Origin of the sequence: Novosphingobium sp. B1, from assembly GCF_900176395.1 — a bacterium.
GTDB lineage: Bacteria > Pseudomonadota > Alphaproteobacteria > Sphingomonadales > Sphingomonadaceae > Novosphingobium.
In genome coordinates, this window is the sequence record NZ_FWXL01000004.1 from 145,001 (window position 1) to 161,109 (window position 16,109).

The 16,109-nt window shown below is 63.7% G+C and carries 16 protein-coding genes (1 of these 16 cut by a window edge); 7 read left to right on the forward strand and 9 right to left on the reverse strand.

All coding sequences use genetic code 11. The annotated features are described in order from the left end of the window. A protein-coding gene (locus tag B9A23_RS08680; protein WP_084278468.1) for a lipopolysaccharide biosynthesis protein crosses the window boundary here: on the forward strand, nucleotides 1-1,266 show its 3' portion. 249 nt of this gene lie to the left of the window's left edge; 1,266 of the gene's 1,515 nt are visible here — the last part of the coding sequence; its start codon lies off the left edge, out of view; its stop codon occupies nucleotides 1,264-1,266. A gap of 7 nt (nucleotides 1,267-1,273) precedes the next feature. Here B9A23_RS08680 and B9A23_RS08685 read toward each other — a convergent pair whose 3' ends face one another. Both B9A23_RS08685 and B9A23_RS08690 read right to left on the reverse strand, forming a co-directional pair. After that, nucleotides 1,274-2,152 carry a glycosyltransferase family 2 protein gene (locus tag B9A23_RS08685; RefSeq protein ID WP_084278469.1) on the reverse strand — a complete coding sequence of 293 codons (879 nt, stop codon included), beginning with the start codon at nucleotides 2,150-2,152 and terminating at the stop codon, nucleotides 1,274-1,276. Next, the gene (locus B9A23_RS08690; protein WP_084278470.1) at nucleotides 2,149-2,766 is read right to left on the reverse strand and encodes a class I SAM-dependent methyltransferase; all 618 of its coding nucleotides are present in this window, start codon (nucleotides 2,764-2,766) and stop codon (nucleotides 2,149-2,151) included. The genes B9A23_RS08685 and B9A23_RS08690 overlap by 4 nt, the downstream gene beginning before the upstream one ends. 133 nt (nucleotides 2,767-2,899) lie before the next feature. On the opposite strand from B9A23_RS08690, the gene B9A23_RS08695 reads away from it, so the two are divergent. Beyond that, nucleotides 2,900-3,805 carry a retropepsin-like aspartic protease gene (locus B9A23_RS08695; protein WP_254895053.1) on the forward strand — a complete coding sequence of 302 codons (906 nt, stop codon included), beginning with the start codon at nucleotides 2,900-2,902 and terminating at the stop codon, nucleotides 3,803-3,805. A gap of 48 nt (nucleotides 3,806-3,853) precedes the next feature. Then, nucleotides 3,854-5,680: a heavy metal ABC transporter ATP-binding protein/permease Atm1 gene (atm1, locus tag B9A23_RS08700; protein WP_084278472.1), complete on the forward strand. Its 1,827-nt coding sequence runs from the start codon at nucleotides 3,854-3,856 to the stop codon at nucleotides 5,678-5,680. A gap of 458 nt (nucleotides 5,681-6,138) precedes the next feature. Here atm1 and B9A23_RS08705 read toward each other — a convergent pair whose 3' ends face one another. Beyond that, the gene (locus B9A23_RS08705) at nucleotides 6,139-6,345 is read right to left on the reverse strand and encodes a DUF1737 domain-containing protein (RefSeq protein WP_084278473.1); all 207 of its coding nucleotides are present in this window, start codon (nucleotides 6,343-6,345) and stop codon (nucleotides 6,139-6,141) included. Between the two features lie 71 nt (nucleotides 6,346-6,416). On the opposite strand from B9A23_RS08705, the gene B9A23_RS08710 reads away from it, so the two are divergent. Continuing rightward, nucleotides 6,417-7,427 (forward strand): serine hydrolase domain-containing protein, encoded by a 1,011-nt coding sequence (locus tag B9A23_RS08710; RefSeq protein WP_084278474.1) that lies wholly within the window; start codon nucleotides 6,417-6,419, stop codon nucleotides 7,425-7,427. 3 nt (nucleotides 7,428-7,430) lie between these two features. Here the strand turns inward: B9A23_RS08710 and hslU are convergent, their stop codons facing one another. The 3 genes from hslU to B9A23_RS08725 are packed head-to-tail and all read right to left on the reverse strand — an operon-like array spanning nucleotide 7,431 to nucleotide 9,829. Continuing rightward, nucleotides 7,431-8,732 carry an ATP-dependent protease ATPase subunit HslU gene (gene hslU / locus B9A23_RS08715; RefSeq protein ID WP_084278475.1) on the reverse strand — a complete coding sequence of 434 codons (1,302 nt, stop codon included), beginning with the start codon at nucleotides 8,730-8,732 and terminating at the stop codon, nucleotides 7,431-7,433. Next, nucleotides 8,732-9,289, reverse strand: a complete 558-nt coding sequence (gene hslV / locus B9A23_RS08720) for an ATP-dependent protease subunit HslV (RefSeq protein ID WP_084278476.1) — start codon at nucleotides 9,287-9,289, stop codon at nucleotides 8,732-8,734. The genes hslU and hslV overlap by 1 nt, the downstream gene beginning before the upstream one ends. Nucleotides 9,290-9,334: 45 nt before the next feature. Beyond that, a complete protein-coding gene (locus B9A23_RS08725; RefSeq protein ID WP_084278477.1) occupies nucleotides 9,335-9,829 on the reverse strand; it encodes an outer membrane protein assembly factor BamE in 495 nt (164 codons plus the stop codon). A 202-nt stretch (nucleotides 9,830-10,031) separates the two neighbouring features. On the opposite strand from B9A23_RS08725, the gene B9A23_RS08730 reads away from it, so the two are divergent. From B9A23_RS08730 to B9A23_RS08740, 3 genes are read left to right on the forward strand one after another with little or no spacing between them, the layout of a single operon-like run. Then, nucleotides 10,032-10,550 (forward strand): ubiquinol-cytochrome C chaperone family protein, encoded by a 519-nt coding sequence (locus tag B9A23_RS08730; RefSeq protein ID WP_084278478.1) that lies wholly within the window; start codon nucleotides 10,032-10,034, stop codon nucleotides 10,548-10,550. Further along, nucleotides 10,547-11,062, forward strand: a complete 516-nt coding sequence (locus B9A23_RS08735) for a YceD family protein (protein ID WP_254895054.1) — start codon at nucleotides 10,547-10,549, stop codon at nucleotides 11,060-11,062. Before B9A23_RS08730 ends, B9A23_RS08735 begins: the two co-directional genes overlap by 4 nt. A gap of 4 nt (nucleotides 11,063-11,066) precedes the next feature. Beyond that, nucleotides 11,067-12,512 carry an MATE family efflux transporter gene (locus B9A23_RS08740; protein ID WP_176217926.1) on the forward strand — a complete coding sequence of 482 codons (1,446 nt, stop codon included), beginning with the start codon at nucleotides 11,067-11,069 and terminating at the stop codon, nucleotides 12,510-12,512. A 31-nt stretch (nucleotides 12,513-12,543) separates the two neighbouring features. Here the strand turns inward: B9A23_RS08740 and B9A23_RS08745 are convergent, their stop codons facing one another. The 3 genes from B9A23_RS08745 to B9A23_RS08755 all read right to left on the reverse strand — a co-directional run bounded on the left by B9A23_RS08745 (nucleotide 12,544) and on the right by B9A23_RS08755 (nucleotide 16,056). After that, on the reverse strand, nucleotides 12,544-14,253 hold the full coding sequence (locus tag B9A23_RS08745) for an ATP-binding protein (protein ID WP_084278479.1): 1,710 nt from the start codon (nucleotides 14,251-14,253) through the stop codon (nucleotides 12,544-12,546). 130 nt (nucleotides 14,254-14,383) lie between these two features. Then, nucleotides 14,384-15,106, reverse strand: a complete 723-nt coding sequence (locus tag B9A23_RS08750) for a TIGR02186 family protein (RefSeq protein ID WP_084278480.1) — start codon at nucleotides 15,104-15,106, stop codon at nucleotides 14,384-14,386. 35 nt (nucleotides 15,107-15,141) lie between these two features. Next, on the reverse strand, nucleotides 15,142-16,056 hold the full coding sequence (locus B9A23_RS08755) for a sulfite exporter TauE/SafE family protein (RefSeq protein ID WP_084278481.1): 915 nt from the start codon (nucleotides 16,054-16,056) through the stop codon (nucleotides 15,142-15,144). Nucleotides 16,057-16,109: the final 53 nt, after the last annotated feature.

The window sequence follows — 16,109 nt, forward strand, 5'->3', positions numbered from 1 at the left end:
CAGGAGCGCGATCTGGATCAGCACCGCATCCGGCAGGCCTTCGGACTGCTCCTGCTTGCAAACGGCACGATAGCTGCGGTGCAGTGGTTTGCAGCACCTGCGGTGGCTGACTATTACAGTCAGCCTGTGGTGGCCCAGATGCTGCGCGTCCAGACGCTGATCTATCTTTCCACCCCCTTCATCGCGATTCCCGAAGTGCTGATGGGTCGAAAGCTCGACTTCCGCAGCCAGGCGCTGGTCAACATGACTGCGGCTCTGGCCGGGGCAATCATGTCGCTGGTCATGGCATGGATGGGCTTCGGCGTGTGGACGCTGGTCTATGCACCGATTGCGATGTTCTGGGTGCGCGCCATCGGATTGAACCTGATGGTGCGGGCACTGGTCTGGCCCAGCTTCGACTTCCGGGGCTGCGGATCGATTTTCTGCTTTGGCCTGGCCATCCTGCTGACGCAATTGTTCTGGCTCGTCCAGACCCAGAGCGACATCTTCCTGATCGGCCGGGTGTTCCACCCCCATGAGGTCGGCGTCTATTCGCAGGCCGTATTTCTGGCGACGATCTTCTATTCGCGATTCGTGCCGCCGCTCAATGAAGTGGCCTTCCCCGCCTATTCCCGCCTGCAGCACGATCTGCCGGCGCTGCGCCGGGCCTTCCTGCGCTCGGCGCGCCTGATCATGCTGCTCGCTGCTCCGGTATACGTCGGCATGGCGGTGACTGCGGTGCCGCTGGTGGCGACACTCTTCGGACCGACCTGGGCGGAACTGCCGCCACTGGTCGAGATGATGGCCCTGGCCATGCCGTTCATGACCGTGCAGATCCTGTTCAACCCGGCGCTCAACGCGGTGGGCAGTCCCGGCGTGGCCGTTAAGACCTCGATTGCTGGTGCGATCATCTTTGCGGCCGCCTTTGCCGCAGCGGTGGCCTTCGGGCTGCCCGGCGTCGCGCTCGCATGGTGCCTTGCCGCACCGCTCCTTCTGCTCGCGACACTCCTGCTCTCGCGTCCCGCGCTTGGGCTCGGCCTGCGTGACCTGGCAACCTCGCTTTCACTGCCGGTGATCTGCAGCCTTGTCATGGGCGCTGTCGTCTGGGCGGCGGACCGGCTCCTTCTCGGGCAGGCGCTCGCTGCATTGCCAGGCATTCATCTCGTGGTGCTGGTGGGCATCGGTGTGGTGAGTTACGCAGCGGCGCTGCATGGCATGGACCGCACCGCGCTTGTGCAAGTGTGGCAGCTGGTACGGCGCAAGCCGCTTGCCGAAGCCCCTGCCTGAACCGGGATCAAACCGCGGCCGTTGCCTTGGCCATGCGCTGCAGCGCCATTCGATCGAACCACCACCACATGCCACGACGCGGCCGGAACGCGGGCACGTGCTTCGCGTAAAGCGCAGACAGCCGCTCAGGCAACGCTTGCGGCCCCTGCTCGCGCAGGATCACCGTGATGATGCGGTCCTGATAGTGGCGCACCGCGTAGTTGATCATGCGGCGATATTGCATCCGCCAGCTCGAGACATCGCCGAAGGCAAAAGGATCACAGCGAAACCCGGCTTCCAGCACGGGCTGCACGCGCTCCTCGCGCCACTGCGCCAGTGGGCCGAGATCGGTCTTGGCCAAGGCACCGACAAGCCCATCATCGCCGACAAGGTCGACAGGCAGCCGGATGCCGCTTGACCGCAGGGCGTCGAGAAAGCTGCCACGCAGCGCATAGAGATCGCCGAACACCCCGTGCGACTTCGCCATGAGCGTTCGATAATGCTCAGCGCGTCGTCCGTTCAAGGGTGGGGCGGAAGCGATGCGGGCTTGCGGGCAGGCCTCGAGAGCAGCGATCAGCGCTGGAATCGAACCGGGCGCCACCTGGGCATCGCCATCGACGAGAATTACCGCAGAGAACCCTTGCGCGAGCGTATCGAGCAACAGCCGGTTCCACGTGCGCGCCTTGCCCGGCTCGGCCCAGTCATGCAGTGTCAGGTTGCGATGGAGGCCTGCGTATTCGCCGACGATCGCTGCGGTGCGATCGCGCGAACCGTTTACGGCGACATGGATCGCGAAGTGCTCATCATCGAGCGGAAGCGAATTCAGGCAGCGGGCAATGCGGCGCTCCTCGTTGTGCGCGAGCACGGCGATTGCATAGCGCGGCTCGGTCACGCCGGGTTTGCTCATGTCCGCGCGATGGCCCAGATCGTAACCGGGAACCGCTCGTCATTGGGCAGACGCTTGTGCCAGCCGGCCCGGCCCCAGCGAAACAGATTGGCCTTGACCGCGCTGGCATTGCCCCAGCCGCCGGTCTCGATCTTGGCGGGATCGAACCCGCACTCCTCGAGGAAGTGCGTCATTCCGAGGCGCGTCCAGCGCGAACAATCGGTCGGGATAGGGTGATAGCGGATCAGGAAAGGCGTGATGTTGATGAACACCCCGCCAGGCTTGAGCATGGCCCGGACGTGCTTCGCCGCGCGATAGGGATAGAGCAGGTGTTCCCATACGTTGTCGGCGATGATCACGTCGAACTTGCGGTCGAGCACGTCGTTGCAGATGTCGTATTCGGGCCAGTTCATCTCGGTGAAGCTACCCCACTGGCGCTGCCGCCACTTCCATCCTGCCGAGATTTCCAGCGCGTCGAGTCGCTCGGTACCCATCGAATCGAGCAGGGCATCGATCTCGCGATAGGCGACGACGCGCGTGATGTGGGTCTTGTCATAGCCCACGGCCCGCGCCGCGGCTTCTGCGATCCCGATCGCGCGCGCGCGCCAGCCGGATGATGCCGAATCCTTGTCCATTGCATCGCGATAGCGCCGGGGGGGTTGCCACGGCGTTAAGCACCAAGAGTCAGGCTGGCGCTCGGCCCGCAAGAGGCGTAATCTTGCGCCGGGAGAACAGGGTATGCGCCCGTTGCACTTGTCTTGCATTGCCATGGCCCTCGCGTGGGTTGAGCCCGCGCGGGCGGCCGACGAACCGCTCCAGCCCCCTCTCAACCCAGAACTTGTCCAGGCCCTTGCCGACCGGCATGACCGGATGACCGTGCCCGTCCGCATCGGCGAGCATGGTCCCTTTCGCTTCCTGATCGATACAGGTTCGGAGCGCACCGTCGTCTCCCGCCAGGTGGCGCAAACCATAGGCCTTCCACCGGCAGGTAATGGCGTGGTGGTCGGCGTCGCGGGTTCGCAGGCGGTGCAACTGGTCGAGGTCGAGGAAATCAGCCTCGGCAAGCGGACCTATTACACGCTCACCGCTCCCCTGCTTGAACAGCAGCACATCGGCGCCGAGGGCATCGTCGGGCTCGACAGCTTGCAGGACCAGCGCGTCCTGATCGACTTTCCCAAGGACACCATCGTGATCGGCGATGCCGCATCGCTGGGCGGGTCGCGCGGGTTCGAGATCGTGGTCAGCGCCCGCCGGCGCTCCGGCCAGTTGATCATGACCAATGCGCTGGTCGATGGCATTTCGACCGACATTGTCATCGACACGGGCTCGGATGCCTCGGTCGGCAACATCGCTCTTCGCAACGCGCTTACCCGGCGGCGCAAGGCCGAGCAGACCGTGCTCTATTCGGTAACCGGACAGCAGTTGAGCGCCGACCTGATCATGGCCTCGACCATCGCCATCAGCGGGCTGCAACTTAACAACACTTTCCTGGCCTTTGCCGATTCGCCGGCCTTCCATCGCCTGCAACTGGCCAAGCGTCCGGCCTTGCTGCTCGGCATGGCGCAATTGCGCATGTTCAAGCGCGTGGCGATCGATTTTTCGACGCGGCGCATCCTGTTCGATCTTCCCGCAGGCATTGCCGATTCGGGAAAGCGTGCCTTGGCCGGCTTCTGAGAGCGCAAAAGCACTGGCATAGTGGCTTGGGCGCCCTATCTGGGGACCATGCCTCCAGAAACGCCCGCCGCATCCAAAGACGCTCGCCATGATGGCTGGGCCACGCTCAAGCGCTTTCTCCCCTACCTCTGGCCGGCGGACAACGCGACGCTGCGCCGCCGGGTCATGGGCGCGGTGGTCATGGTGCTGCTTGGCAAGGCGACGACGCTGGCCCTGCCCTTCGCCTACAAGAAAGCCGTCGATGCAATGACGCTGCCAGCGGGTGCGCAGCCCGCACTGACAGTGGCGATGGCCTTCGTGCTCGCATACGCGCTTGGCCGCTTTGCCGGCGTGCTGTTCGACAACTTGCGCAACATCGTGTTCGAGCGGGTCGGGCAGGACGCCACGAGGCATCTTGCCGAAAACGTCTTCGCCCGGCTGCACAAGCTTTCCCTGCGCTTCCATCTTGCCCGCCGCACCGGCGAGGTCACCAAGGTGATCGAGCGCGGGACCAAGAGCATCGACACGATGCTCTATTTCCTGCTGTTCAACATCGCGCCGACGGTGATCGAATTGACTGCGGTCATCGTGATCTTCTGGCTGAACTTCGGCCTCGGCCTTGTCGGCGCAACGGTCTTCGCGGTGATCGCCTACGTCTATATTACGCGGACCATCACAGAGTGGCGCACGCACTTGCGCGAGAAGATGAACCGGCTCGATGGGCAGGCCCTCGCCCGCGCGGTCGATTCGCTGCTGAACTACGAGACGGTGAAGTACTTCGGCGCCGAATCGCGCGAGGAAGCGCGCTACGCCTCGGCGGCGCGCGCCTATGCCGATGCCGCAGTGAAGAGCGAGAACAGCCTCGGCCTTCTCAACATCGCACAGGCGCTGATCGTCAATCTGCTGATGGCAAGCGCGATGGCGTGGACGGTCTGGGGCTGGTCGCAGGGCAAGCTGACGGTGGGCGACCTCGTCTTCGTCAATACCTACCTCACCCAGCTTTTCCGCCCGCTGGACATGCTGGGCATGGTCTATCGCACGATCCGGCAAGGCCTGATCGACATGGCCGAGATGTTCCGCCTGATCGATACGCACATTGAAGTGGCAGATGCGCCCAATGCCCCGGCGCTGGTGGTCAACCGCCCATCGGTGACGTTCGACAATGTCGTCTTCGGCTATGACCGCGATCGCGAGATCCTGCACGGCCTCTCGTTTGAAGTGCCCGCCGGCAGCCGCGTGGCCATTGTCGGCCCCTCGGGCGCGGGCAAATCAACCATCGCCCGCCTGCTGTTCCGCTTTTACGATCCATGGTCCGGTGGCATCCTGATCGACGGGCAGGACATCAAGGGCGTGACGCAAGCCTCCTTGCGCGCTGCGCTGGGCATCGTCCCGCAGGACTCGGTGCTGTTCAACGACACCATTGGCTACAACATCGCCTATGGTCGTGACGGTGCGGGGCAGGACGAAGTCGATGCAGCGGCCAAGGGCGCTGCCATTGCAGATTTCATCGCCCGCCTGCCGCAGGGCTACGATACCGAAGTCGGCGAACGCGGCCTCAAGCTGTCAGGGGGCGAGAAGCAACGCGTCGCCATCGCCCGCACCCTAGTGAAGAACCCGCCGATCCTGCTGTTCGACGAAGCCACCAGCGCGCTGGACACCCGCACCGAGCAGGACATCCTCTCGACCATGCGCGCCGTTGCCAGCCACCGCACCACAATCTCGATCGCGCACCGCCTTTCGACGATCGCGGATTCGGACACGATCCTCGTGCTCGATCAGGGACGGTTGGCTGAACAGGGCAGCCACCTTGAACTCTTGCGCCGGGATGGGCTCTATGCCGAGATGTGGGCGCGGCAGGCGGCGGAGAGCGCCGAAGTCAGCGAGGCGGCGGAGTAATTTATGGCGTGAGGTTCTTAATGAGAAAGGACCAATCGGCATCTGTCACTTCGTCGCCAGTAAAAACGGTAAGTGGCTCCACATGCAGCAGCTTGTGTAGAGGCGTACCCGCCACACAGGATGGCATCTGACTCGAAGCGTCGGCCCAGCTCAGCCGCTTATGCGGTGTTCCGAGCGTTCGAATGACAAAAGGCAATATCCAGTCACCTGGCCAAATATGACTTATGCTTGTGTCTACCGCCTGCGCTTGGACAACGAACGGTGTCGTAAAGGTCTTATCGGCGCTACAATATAATAGTCCGAACGCACCTATCGGCATTTTGCCAGCTTTAGTCCTTCGGCCCTTATTTGATGAATCGGATTTGGACTTAGGCACCGCCCAAAGCTGCGCTCCGACAGCCGCCCAAACATTGGTTAGACAATCTGACGTGAAAACGAAAACCTTCATGTCTTGACGCTCACTTCACCACATCCGCCTCGTGCCAGACCACGGCCTGCGCCACCTTGATGCAGTCCATCCCGCCGTCATAAGTCATCGAAGGCGAGCCATAGAGCCGCCAGCCCTGCGCCAGTGCCTCGGACACGCGCTCGCAGAAGGCGCGGTCGTCCTTGCCGGTCAGCAGGCGGTAAACGGGGCGGTCTTCGGGTGTCTGGTAGCTGCTCATTGCACCTTGTCCTGTGTGTGCTCATCGTGGCTTAGGCGATAGTATAAGCGCCTGTCACGAAGGAACGACCTATGCGCGCGCTTGCCGGAGTTGCTCTAATCGCCACGGCACTCGCCGTCAGTCCCTCTGCCTTGGCCGCAGGAAAACTCGACAAGAGCATCGCTGCGCTGAAGGAAAAAGGCTTCACAGGAGAAGTGCTGACCGATGGCGGCGAGCGCCACGTTATCGGGATCGAGCCGCCCCAACGCTGGGTCATGGGTTCGGTCACCAAGCAGATCGTGGCGATCACGGCTGCCAAGCTGGTCGAAGAAGGCAAGGCGCGGTGGGACGATACCATTGCATCCCGTCTGCCAGCTTTTGCAGGCCATCCGTCTGGCGCTGTAACCCTGAAGGAGCTTTTCCAGCACACCTCCGGCCTTGCCTCCCCTGAAGAAGGCGTGCCTGAGGGCGTGATACCGCCGTACCGGGCGCGCGGTCGCGGCGGGGACGTCCTGACACCCTGCATCGTGCCGCCCACGGGCGAGCGTGGCCGCTATCGCTACAACAACTGCGATACCATCGTCGCAGGTGCGATGCTCGAGGCGGCGAGTGGCGAGCCGCTGGCCAGGCTGGTGGCACGCGCCGTCCTGCGTCCTGCCGGCATGACGCACACGCGGTTTGCGCGCAGGGGTGAAAAGACCGCCTTTTCGGCGTCGAACGGCAGGGTCGAAGTTGCAGGCTACGGCGCCTCTGCAGGACTGCTCGGGACGGCAGACGATCTGGTGCGTCTGGACAAGGCCCTGATGAGCGGAAAGCTGGTCGGCGAGGCGCAGCGACGGATTCTCTGGCAGGGCGAACCCTCGCTCGGTTACGTCGCGCTCGGCACCTGGAGCTTCTCCGCCAATCTTGCCGGCTGCAAGGACGAGGTCGCGCTGGTGGAACGGAGAGGGGACGTTGACGGCACGCAGACCCGCAACCTGATCGCCCCCGCCCTGAACCGCGCGCTGGTGATCTTCACGCCGCAACCGGACTTCGATTTCGGCGAAATCTGGCAGGGCAGCGGGGCAACATATGACCTTGCCTCCGCTGCCTTCTGCCAGTGATTGTCAGAGGATGTACTTCGAAAGGTCCGCATTGCCGGCAAGGTTCGCCAGCTTTTCGGCCACATAGGCCTCGTCCACCGTTACCGTCTCGCCGGTGCGGTCCTCGGCATCGAAGCTCACTTCCTCGAGCAACTTTTCCATGACCGTCTGCAAGCGGCGGGCGCCGATGTTCTCGACGCTTTCGTTCACTTGCGCCGCCGTGCGGGCAATGGCGCGGATGGATTCGGGCGTGAAGTCGAGCGTCACGTTCTCGGTCGCGATCAGCGCGCGGTACTGTTCGACCAGATTGGCGCGCGTTTCCGAAAGGATGCGCACAAAGTCGTCCTCGCTCAGCGCCTTCAGCTCGACCCGGATCGGCAGGCGGCCCTGCAGTTCCGGCAGCATGTCGGATGGCTTGGCCACATGGAACGCGCCCGAGGCGATGAACAGCACATGGTCCGTCTTCATTGGGCCGTACTTGGTGGCAACCGTCGTGCCTTCGATCAGCGGCAGCAGGTCGCGCTGCACGCCTTCGCGGGAAACCGAACCGCCGCGCACGTCCGAAACCGCGATCTTGTCGATCTCGTCGAGGAATACGATGCCGTTGGTCTCGGCGTTGCGGATCGCCTCGCGCGCGACATCGTCCTGATCCATGCGTTTTTCGGCCTCTTCGTCGACCAGCTTGTCCCAGGCATCGGCAACGCGCATCTTGCGCCGCTTCAAGGCCTGCTTGCCGAAGGCCTTGCCCATCATGTCGGACAGGTTGATCATGCCGATGCCGCCGGGCATGCCCGGGATCTCCATCGGGGCGGACGGCGCGTCCTCAACCTCGATCTCGACCTCGACATCGTTCATCGAGCCATCGGCAAGCCGTGCCTTGAAGCTCTCGCGCGTTGCCTCGCTGGCGCCATCGCCGACGAGCGCCTTGAGCAGGCGGTCCATCGCCGCCTTGCTTGCAGCATCGCGCACGGCATCGCGGCGGCGCTCCTTCTCGAGCCGGATCGCCTCTTCCACCAGGTCGCGGGCAATTTGCTCGACGTCGCGGCCGACATAGCCGACCTCGGTGAACTTGGTCGCCTCGACCTTCACGAACGGTGCATCGGCCAGCTTGGCGAGGCGGCGGCTGATCTCGGTCTTGCCGCAACCCGTCGGCCCGATCATCAGGATGTTCTTCGGAGAAACCTCGTCGCGCAGATCGGCTGACAGGCGCTGGCGACGCCAGCGATTGCGCAGCGCCACCGCGACAGCCTTCTTGGCATCGGTCTGGCCGACGATGTGTTCGTCCAGTGCGCGGACGATGGCTTTGGGGGTAAGAGAATCGAGCATCAGATTTCCTCGACCGTCACGCGGTCGTTGGTGAAGACGCAGACTTCGGCCGCCACTTGCATGGCGCGGCGGGCGATCTTCTCGGCGTCGTCTTCGTAGTCGGTAAGGGCGCGGGCAGCGGCGAGAGCGTAATTCCCGCCCGATCCGATTGCGGCGATCCCGGCTTCAGGCTCCAGGACGTCGCCATTGCCGGTGAGAATCAGCATTGTCTCGGCATCGGCCACGATCATCAGCGCTTCGAGATTGCGCAGATACTTGTCGGTGCGCCAATCCTTGGCGAGTTCCACCGCAGCGCGCATCAACTGGCCGCGATGCTGCTCCAGCTTGCGCTCGAGCCGCTCAAACAGGGTGAAGGCATCGGCGGTCGCGCCAGCGAATCCGGCGATGACCTTGCCATCTCCGATGCGGCGTACCTTGCGGGCGTTCGGCTTCATCACCGTATTGCCCATGGATACCTGACCGTCACCAGCGATGACGGTGCGGCCGTTCTTCTTCACCCCGATGATGGTGGTGCCGTGCCACTGGATAAGGCCGTGGCTCGCCCTGCTGTCGTCCATGCCTGCGATATGTGGGGCGCAGGCGTGAATTCAAGCGTCAGCCGATCAGCTGCCGTTCGGACCCGAACCGCCAGTGGCACCGCCACCCTGCCCGCCCGGAATTGCGCCGACAGCGCCGATATTGCCGAACAGGTCCTCGAAGAAGCTGCGATCGCGGCCTAGGGTCGGCGTCTTGTCGCTCTCGGGCGAAAGACGGACGACCTTCTCCATGCCCTCGCGCGTGAGCGACGTCACGTTCCCGCGCGGATCGAAATCGACCACGAGAACTGACTGGTCTGCCGTGCGCGGGCGCGTGAACGGGCGCTGCTTGGTGTTCTGCGCCACGTAGTACCACGTCTGCTTGCCATAGGGGCTGGTGAACGTCGGGCGGCCAAGCGTGCGCTCGACAGACAGCTTGTTGTCCACCCCCGGCTGGACCGAGGCGACCAGCGCTTCGTCGATGATGTAGCCGCGGTGGTCCTTTATGCTGGCACACCCGGTAGCGGCCACGCCGAGCGCAACTATCGCCGCACCCTGCACCATCAGCCGACTGTTCCGCATTCGCAAACTCCGCTCTTCACTTGTTGCCGTCATGCCCGTTTGCATCGGGAATGCACAGCCTATATCGCCACGACCGACTGGCGACCCTTAGGGTCCAATCGGGTTTACCGCAATGCCGCCCTGCCGGACCGCTCCAACCGGTCTGCTGGACGGCCCAGATTTAATCGCCCCTGAACGGGCGCAAGTGCCAAGGATTGCCGCGATGTCCATTCTCACCAAGCTGTTCGGACGCAAGCAGGACGATCGCGCCGTGGCGCGGCCGCTGTGGCACCGCACCGTGGAAATTGCGCGCGAAAAGGAGTGGTACAAGAGCTGCGGCGTGGCCGATTCCGTGGCGGGGCGCTTCGACATGATCACGCTGATCCTCTCGATCGTGCTGATCCGCATGGAGCGCGATGCCGAATTGATCGAGCCTTCAGTCAGGCTTACCGAATTGTTTGTCGAGGACATGGACGGGCAGTTGCGCGAGAGCGGCGTCGGCGACGTGATCGTCGGCAAGCGCGTCGGCCAGCTGATGAGCGTCCTTGGCGGCCGGCTTGGCGCCTATCGCGAGGCTCTGGCGGCGCGCGACGAGGCGATGATGGCCGATGCCATCAGCCGCAACGTCACCCTGCACGACGGCACCGACCCGCTGCTGCTGACCCGCCGGGTACGCGCTTTTGCCGCCGGGCTGGACCTTGTCCCGGCGTTCCGCGTTCTCGACGCGGAGATCGGAAAATGAACATGACCCCGGAATTTTCACGCACGTTCGACATCCGCGAGGCAGGCGGACCGCCGGTAGTTCTCGAACCCACCGAGGACGAGCGCAAGCGGCTGGCGGCGCGCTTTCAGCTCGCCTCGATCGATGAAATGCGCGCAACGCTTGCTGTGACAGGTGAAGGGCAGGTTTTTGAAGCCCGGGGGCAGGTCAATGCCAGGATCATGCAGTTCTGCGCCATCTCGGGCGAGGAATTCGCAGTCACGATCGACGAACCTGTCGCCCTGCGCTTTGTCCCGCCCCAGAACGATCATTCGCCTGATGAGGAAATCGAGCTGACCGCAGAGGATTGCGACGAGATCGAATACGAGGGCACCAGCTTCGATCTGGGTGAAGCCGTTGCGCAGAGCCTTGCTTTGGCGATCGATCCCTTCGCCGAGGGTCCCGATGCCGACAAGGCGCGGGCGGAGCACAATCTGGCGGGCGATGCCGCTGCCGGGCCGTTCGCCGCGCTTGCCGCGCTGAAGAAGGACTGATCGCTTGGCACCACCACCAGGACGAGGGCGCGACCTAACCAGCGGCCCCATCCTCAAGACGCTGGTGCTGTTTTCGGCGCCGACGCTCGCTTCCAACATCCTGCAGTCGCTCAACGGGTCGATCAATTCGATCTGGGTCGGGCGGTTGCTTGACGAAGGGGCACTGGCAGCGACCGCAAACGCCAATGTCGTGATGTTCCTGGTGTTTGCCGCCGCTTTCGGCTTCGGCATGGCAGCGACGGTCAAGATCGGCCAGGCCTTCGGCGCGCGCGACGTGCTGGCCGCCCGGCGCACCTTCGGCTCTGCGGTGGGCTTCTGCGTGCTTTTGTCGCTGGTCGTCGGGAGCCTGGGCTGGATCTTCGCGCCGCAGCTTCTCACCGCGATGGGGGCTCCGGGCGAGACCTATGGTTTCGCGCTGACCTATCTGCGCGTGATCTTCGTTGCCATGCCGGCCTCGATGATCACCGTCATGCTCGGCATGGGCCTGCGCGGCGGTGGCGATGCGGCGACGCCGCTCAAGTTCATGATATTGTCCTCGGTCCTCGACGTTGGCCTCAACCCTCTGTTGATCGGCGGTTTCGGCCCTGTTCCGGCAATGGGCATTGCCGGTGCAGCCCTTGCGACCGCGATCGCATCGTTCATCGCGATGATCGGCATCGTCACCTACGTCTATGCCAAGGACCTGCCGCTGCGACTGCGCGGGCCTGAACTCAAGTGGCTTTGGCCGCGCCGCGACGAGCTGGGCTATATCCTGACCAAGGGCCTGCCGATGGGCGCGCAGATGCTGGTGATATCCGCCGCCGGGATCGTCGTGATCGGGCTGGTCAACCGCGAGGGACTGCTGGTCAGCGCGGCTTATGGTGCCGCCCTGCAACTGTGGACCTACCTGCAGATGCCGGCCATGGCGATTTCGGCTGCGGTCAGCGCCATGGCGGCGCAGGCCATCGGCGCCGGGCTGGATCAGCGTCTGGGTCGCATCTCGCGCTCGGGCGTCCTGCTCAACCTTGGCGTGACCGGAGCGCTGTGTGCGCTGATCCTGCTGTTCGATCGGCCTGCGCTCGAACTGTTCCTCGGCTCGGGCAGCCCCTCGGTCGACGAGGCGCGCCACATCCAGTTCCTGGCAAGCTGGAGCTATCTGCTGTTCGGTATCACCGTCGTCCTGTTCGGCACGATGCGCGCCGGCGGCGTGGTCTGGGCGCCGCTGATCATCCTGGCGATCGCGATGTATCCCGTCCGGCTGGGCTTCTACTATGCCTTCTACCCCCGCCTCGGCGCTGATGCGTTGTGGCTGGCGTTTCCGGTAAGTTCGGCAGCAGCCGTAGCCATGGCAGTCTATGCCTACCGCAGGCCCGGCTGGCGCCGGCAATCAAGCGCGGTCCCTTGCGAGGAATGCGAGGAGAAGACCCACGCCGACGGCGACACCGCCGGACGAATGGCGCCCAGCCTGTAGGGCAGACCGGCAGCGCCTGATCAGCGACCAGTCAGCGACTCTGGGCGCGCCAGCGCTGCACGGTGCGTTCGACTGCCTGATCTTCGCCGCCGCTACGGCTCCACAGTTCGGAGAACGAGGGGTCGTTGGAAGCCGGACGCTTCAATGCTTCGAGTTCATCGAACGATACGCGCATCGGGATGGACACGCCCTCGCCCGAGATGATGCATTCACGGTTGCGCAGCGCCGGGATCGTGTCGACGAAACCGCGCGCGCCTTCAGGCATCGCGGCCTTGACGAAGGCTTGGTCGCGATCGTTGTTGAGGCGCATTGCGATGATCGTGCCGCACTGTGAAAGCACGCCTTCGGCAAGATCGGACGGGCGCTGCGTGATCAGGCCCAGCGAAACGCCGTACTTGCGGCCTTCCTTGGCAATGCGCGAAAGGATGCGGCCCACCGAAGAGCCATCCGAGTTCTTCTCGTTGGGCACATAGCGATGGGCTTCCTCGCAAACGAGCAGGACCGGACGGGTCTCCTCGTCGCGCGCCCAGATGGCGTAGTCGAAGACCAGGCGGCTGAGCACGGCGACCACGGTCGAGGTGATTTCCGACGGCACACCCGAAACATCGATGATCGAGATCGGCTTGCCGTTGGCGGGCATCCGGAAGATCTTCGAGATGAATTCGGCCATCGTGTCGCCGACCAGCATTCCTGAGAACATGAACTGGTAGCGGGGATCGCTGCGGATCTCCTCGATCTTGGTCTTGAGACGCATGTAGGGGATCGAGTTCGTACCCTTGTCGAGGCGGCCCATCTCGTTCTGCAGGATGATCAGCAGGTCCGACAGCAGATAGGGGATCGGCGAATCCACCGTGATCTTGCCGATCTGCTCTGCCAGGCGATTCTTGCTGCGGGCGGCAAGCAGGCACTTGGCAAGAATATCGGAATCGAGCTGCCGCTCCGGCCCGGTCGTCGTGATGAAGACTTCGCAGTGTTCCTCGAAGTTCATCAGCCAGTAGGGCATCTGCAGGTTGGACACGTCGAGCAGCTGGCCGGTCATGCGGAAGGCGCTGCCATATTCGCCATGCGGGTCGATCATCACGATGTGGCCCGATGGGGCCATCTCGCAGATGCGGTGCAGCATCAGCGCGGCTGCCGTCGACTTGCCGGTACCGGTCGAGCCGAGCAGGGCAAAGTGCTTGCCCAACAAGGCATCGACATAGATGCCCGCGCGAATGTCGCGCGTCGGGAAGACCGTGCCCACCGAGATGTTGGTGCGCCCGTCGCTGGCGTAGATCTGGCGGAGGTCGTTGCTGGTTGCAGGATAGACGAGCGCTCCCGGCACGGGATAGCGCGTGACGCCTCGGCGGAAACCGTAGATGCGGCCGGTCAGGCGCTCCTCTTCGCCTTCGCCGAGGAAGTCGATCTGGGCAACTACACCGCCGTCGACGGTGGTATCCTGTCGCTGCGTCCGCACGCTGGCCAGCAGCCAGGAATTGCCGACGCGGATCTTGATCTGGCTGCCAACCTTGCCCGAGAGCGCAATGGAAGGATCGGGATCATTGGAGCATTCCTCGAGCCGGCCAAGGTGCAGCGCAATTGCCGAGCTGGAGCCGGCAATCTCGCGCACGAAGCCGATCGGACGGTGGGCATTGTCCGAAACGGCGGGAGATGCCGGTGCGGTGAAGGGTGCGGGGGCTTGCGCTTTCTCATACCCTGCCTGTCCAGCGGGTGCGAACCCCTGCATACCCATATCGGACATCAATCAGACCCTCTAACCTTAGCTGGTTGTGGTCCGAGCCTATGCCGTGCGAGTTAAGATCAGCTAAACCATCGATTAGAATGTGAATATCCCATCCGTTCCGGACCATGATGCGAGAGCCCGATCCGCATCAGACCAGCGCAAACAGACGCCCGGCAAGCCAGCCCATGCCGACCGAAACAAGGACCGCAAACAAACCATAAAGCCAGCCATTGCGATCGGCTGCGACGGCCACGAAGCGTTCGAAGCCCTCCTTGCGGACATCGATGCGGGTGATGGCCGAGGCGACCACCTTGCCCTGGCGGATGGCGAAGGTCTCGGCAGTGTAGGTTCCGGTCTGCACGCTCGAGGGCAAGCTGATCTTGGCCTGGTAGAGGACCTGCCCGCTGATCTTAACGCCGCCCTCCTCTTCGCGATACAACCCTTGCCGCCGCATGAGATCGACCAGTCCTGCAGCGAAGCGTTGCTGTTCGCGCGGCTCGATGACGCCGATCGGCGAAAGTTGCAGCCACTTGAGCCCGAGTTCATAGATCGCCGCCGTCTTGTCGTCGACGATGCGGGCGATGGGGCGCGACGAGGCCACCGCAAAGTAGCTGGGTACTGAACGGAACTCGAGCGAATCGGCATTGAGCCAGACACCGGCGATCTTCTGCTTTTCGCGCAGCACGATCGAGCGCACCGGGCCTTCCAGCACCACGACGATATCGTAGTCTTGCGCCGCCCTTGTGCCTTCGGGACTGAGGATCGCACCGAACAGCAGCAGATCCGCACCGGTAAAGCCTTGTCGCACCTGCACTTCGTGCTGCGATATCTCGGGCACGAGGATCGGATCGCGCGCGCCCAGCAGGAGCATGCTTGCCAGCAGCAGGCACCACCGCCAGGGCCCCGTCACAGCGGCACCAGGGTATAGATCTCGTCAGGGCGGTATCCGAGGCCAAGCGCCATGCGCAAGGCCACGCCAAGCACGATCACCGCAAGGATCAGGCGCAGATTTTCGGGTTTGGCCTTCTGTGCGAACTGGGCGCCGATCTGCGCTCCGGTCACCGATCCGACCAGCAGCAGAACGGCAAGAACGATATCGACAGCGCGGGTGGTGAGCGCATGCATCATCGTCGTCGCCATCGTCACGAACAGGATCTGGAACAGCGATGTGCCGACAACGACGTTCACGCCCATGCCAAGGATATAGAGCATTGCGGGGACGAGGATGAAGCCACCACCGATGCCCATGAGCATGGTCAGGATGCCGGTGGCCACGCCAAGCAACAATGGCGCCAGCGGCGAGATGTAGAGGCCGGAGCGATAGAAACGCCAGCGCATGGGCAAGCTGGCCACCAGTGGATGATGGCGCCGCTTTCTGGCCGGGAGCGGCACGCCTGCCCTTTGCGCGCGGATCGCGGCAATGCTTTCGTGCGCCATCAGCCCGCCAATACCGCCGAGCAGGAGCACGTAGAGAATGTTGATCACGGTATCGATTTGGCCAAGTGCCTGCAGCAGCCGAAACAGCAGCGAGCCAAGCCCCGTGCCGATGATGCCGCCGGCAACGAGCACGGCGCCGATGTGGTAATCAATCCCGTTGCGGCGGGCGTGCGCGAACGCGCCCGACACGCTCGCCCCGGTGACCTGGCTGGCTGCAGATGCCGCAGCGACCGTGGGCGGCACGCCGTAGAATATCAGCAGCGGCGTGGTCAAAAAGCCGCCGCCCACGCCGAACATGCCCGAGAGCAGCCCGGTTAGAGCGCCAAGGCCGACAATCACTAGCCCGTTGACCGACAGGTTCGCGATGGGAAGGTACACGTCCATTGCCCGGCAACGCTAGGCCGGGCACTCCGGCGCAGCAACCCCGCAAGCACGGC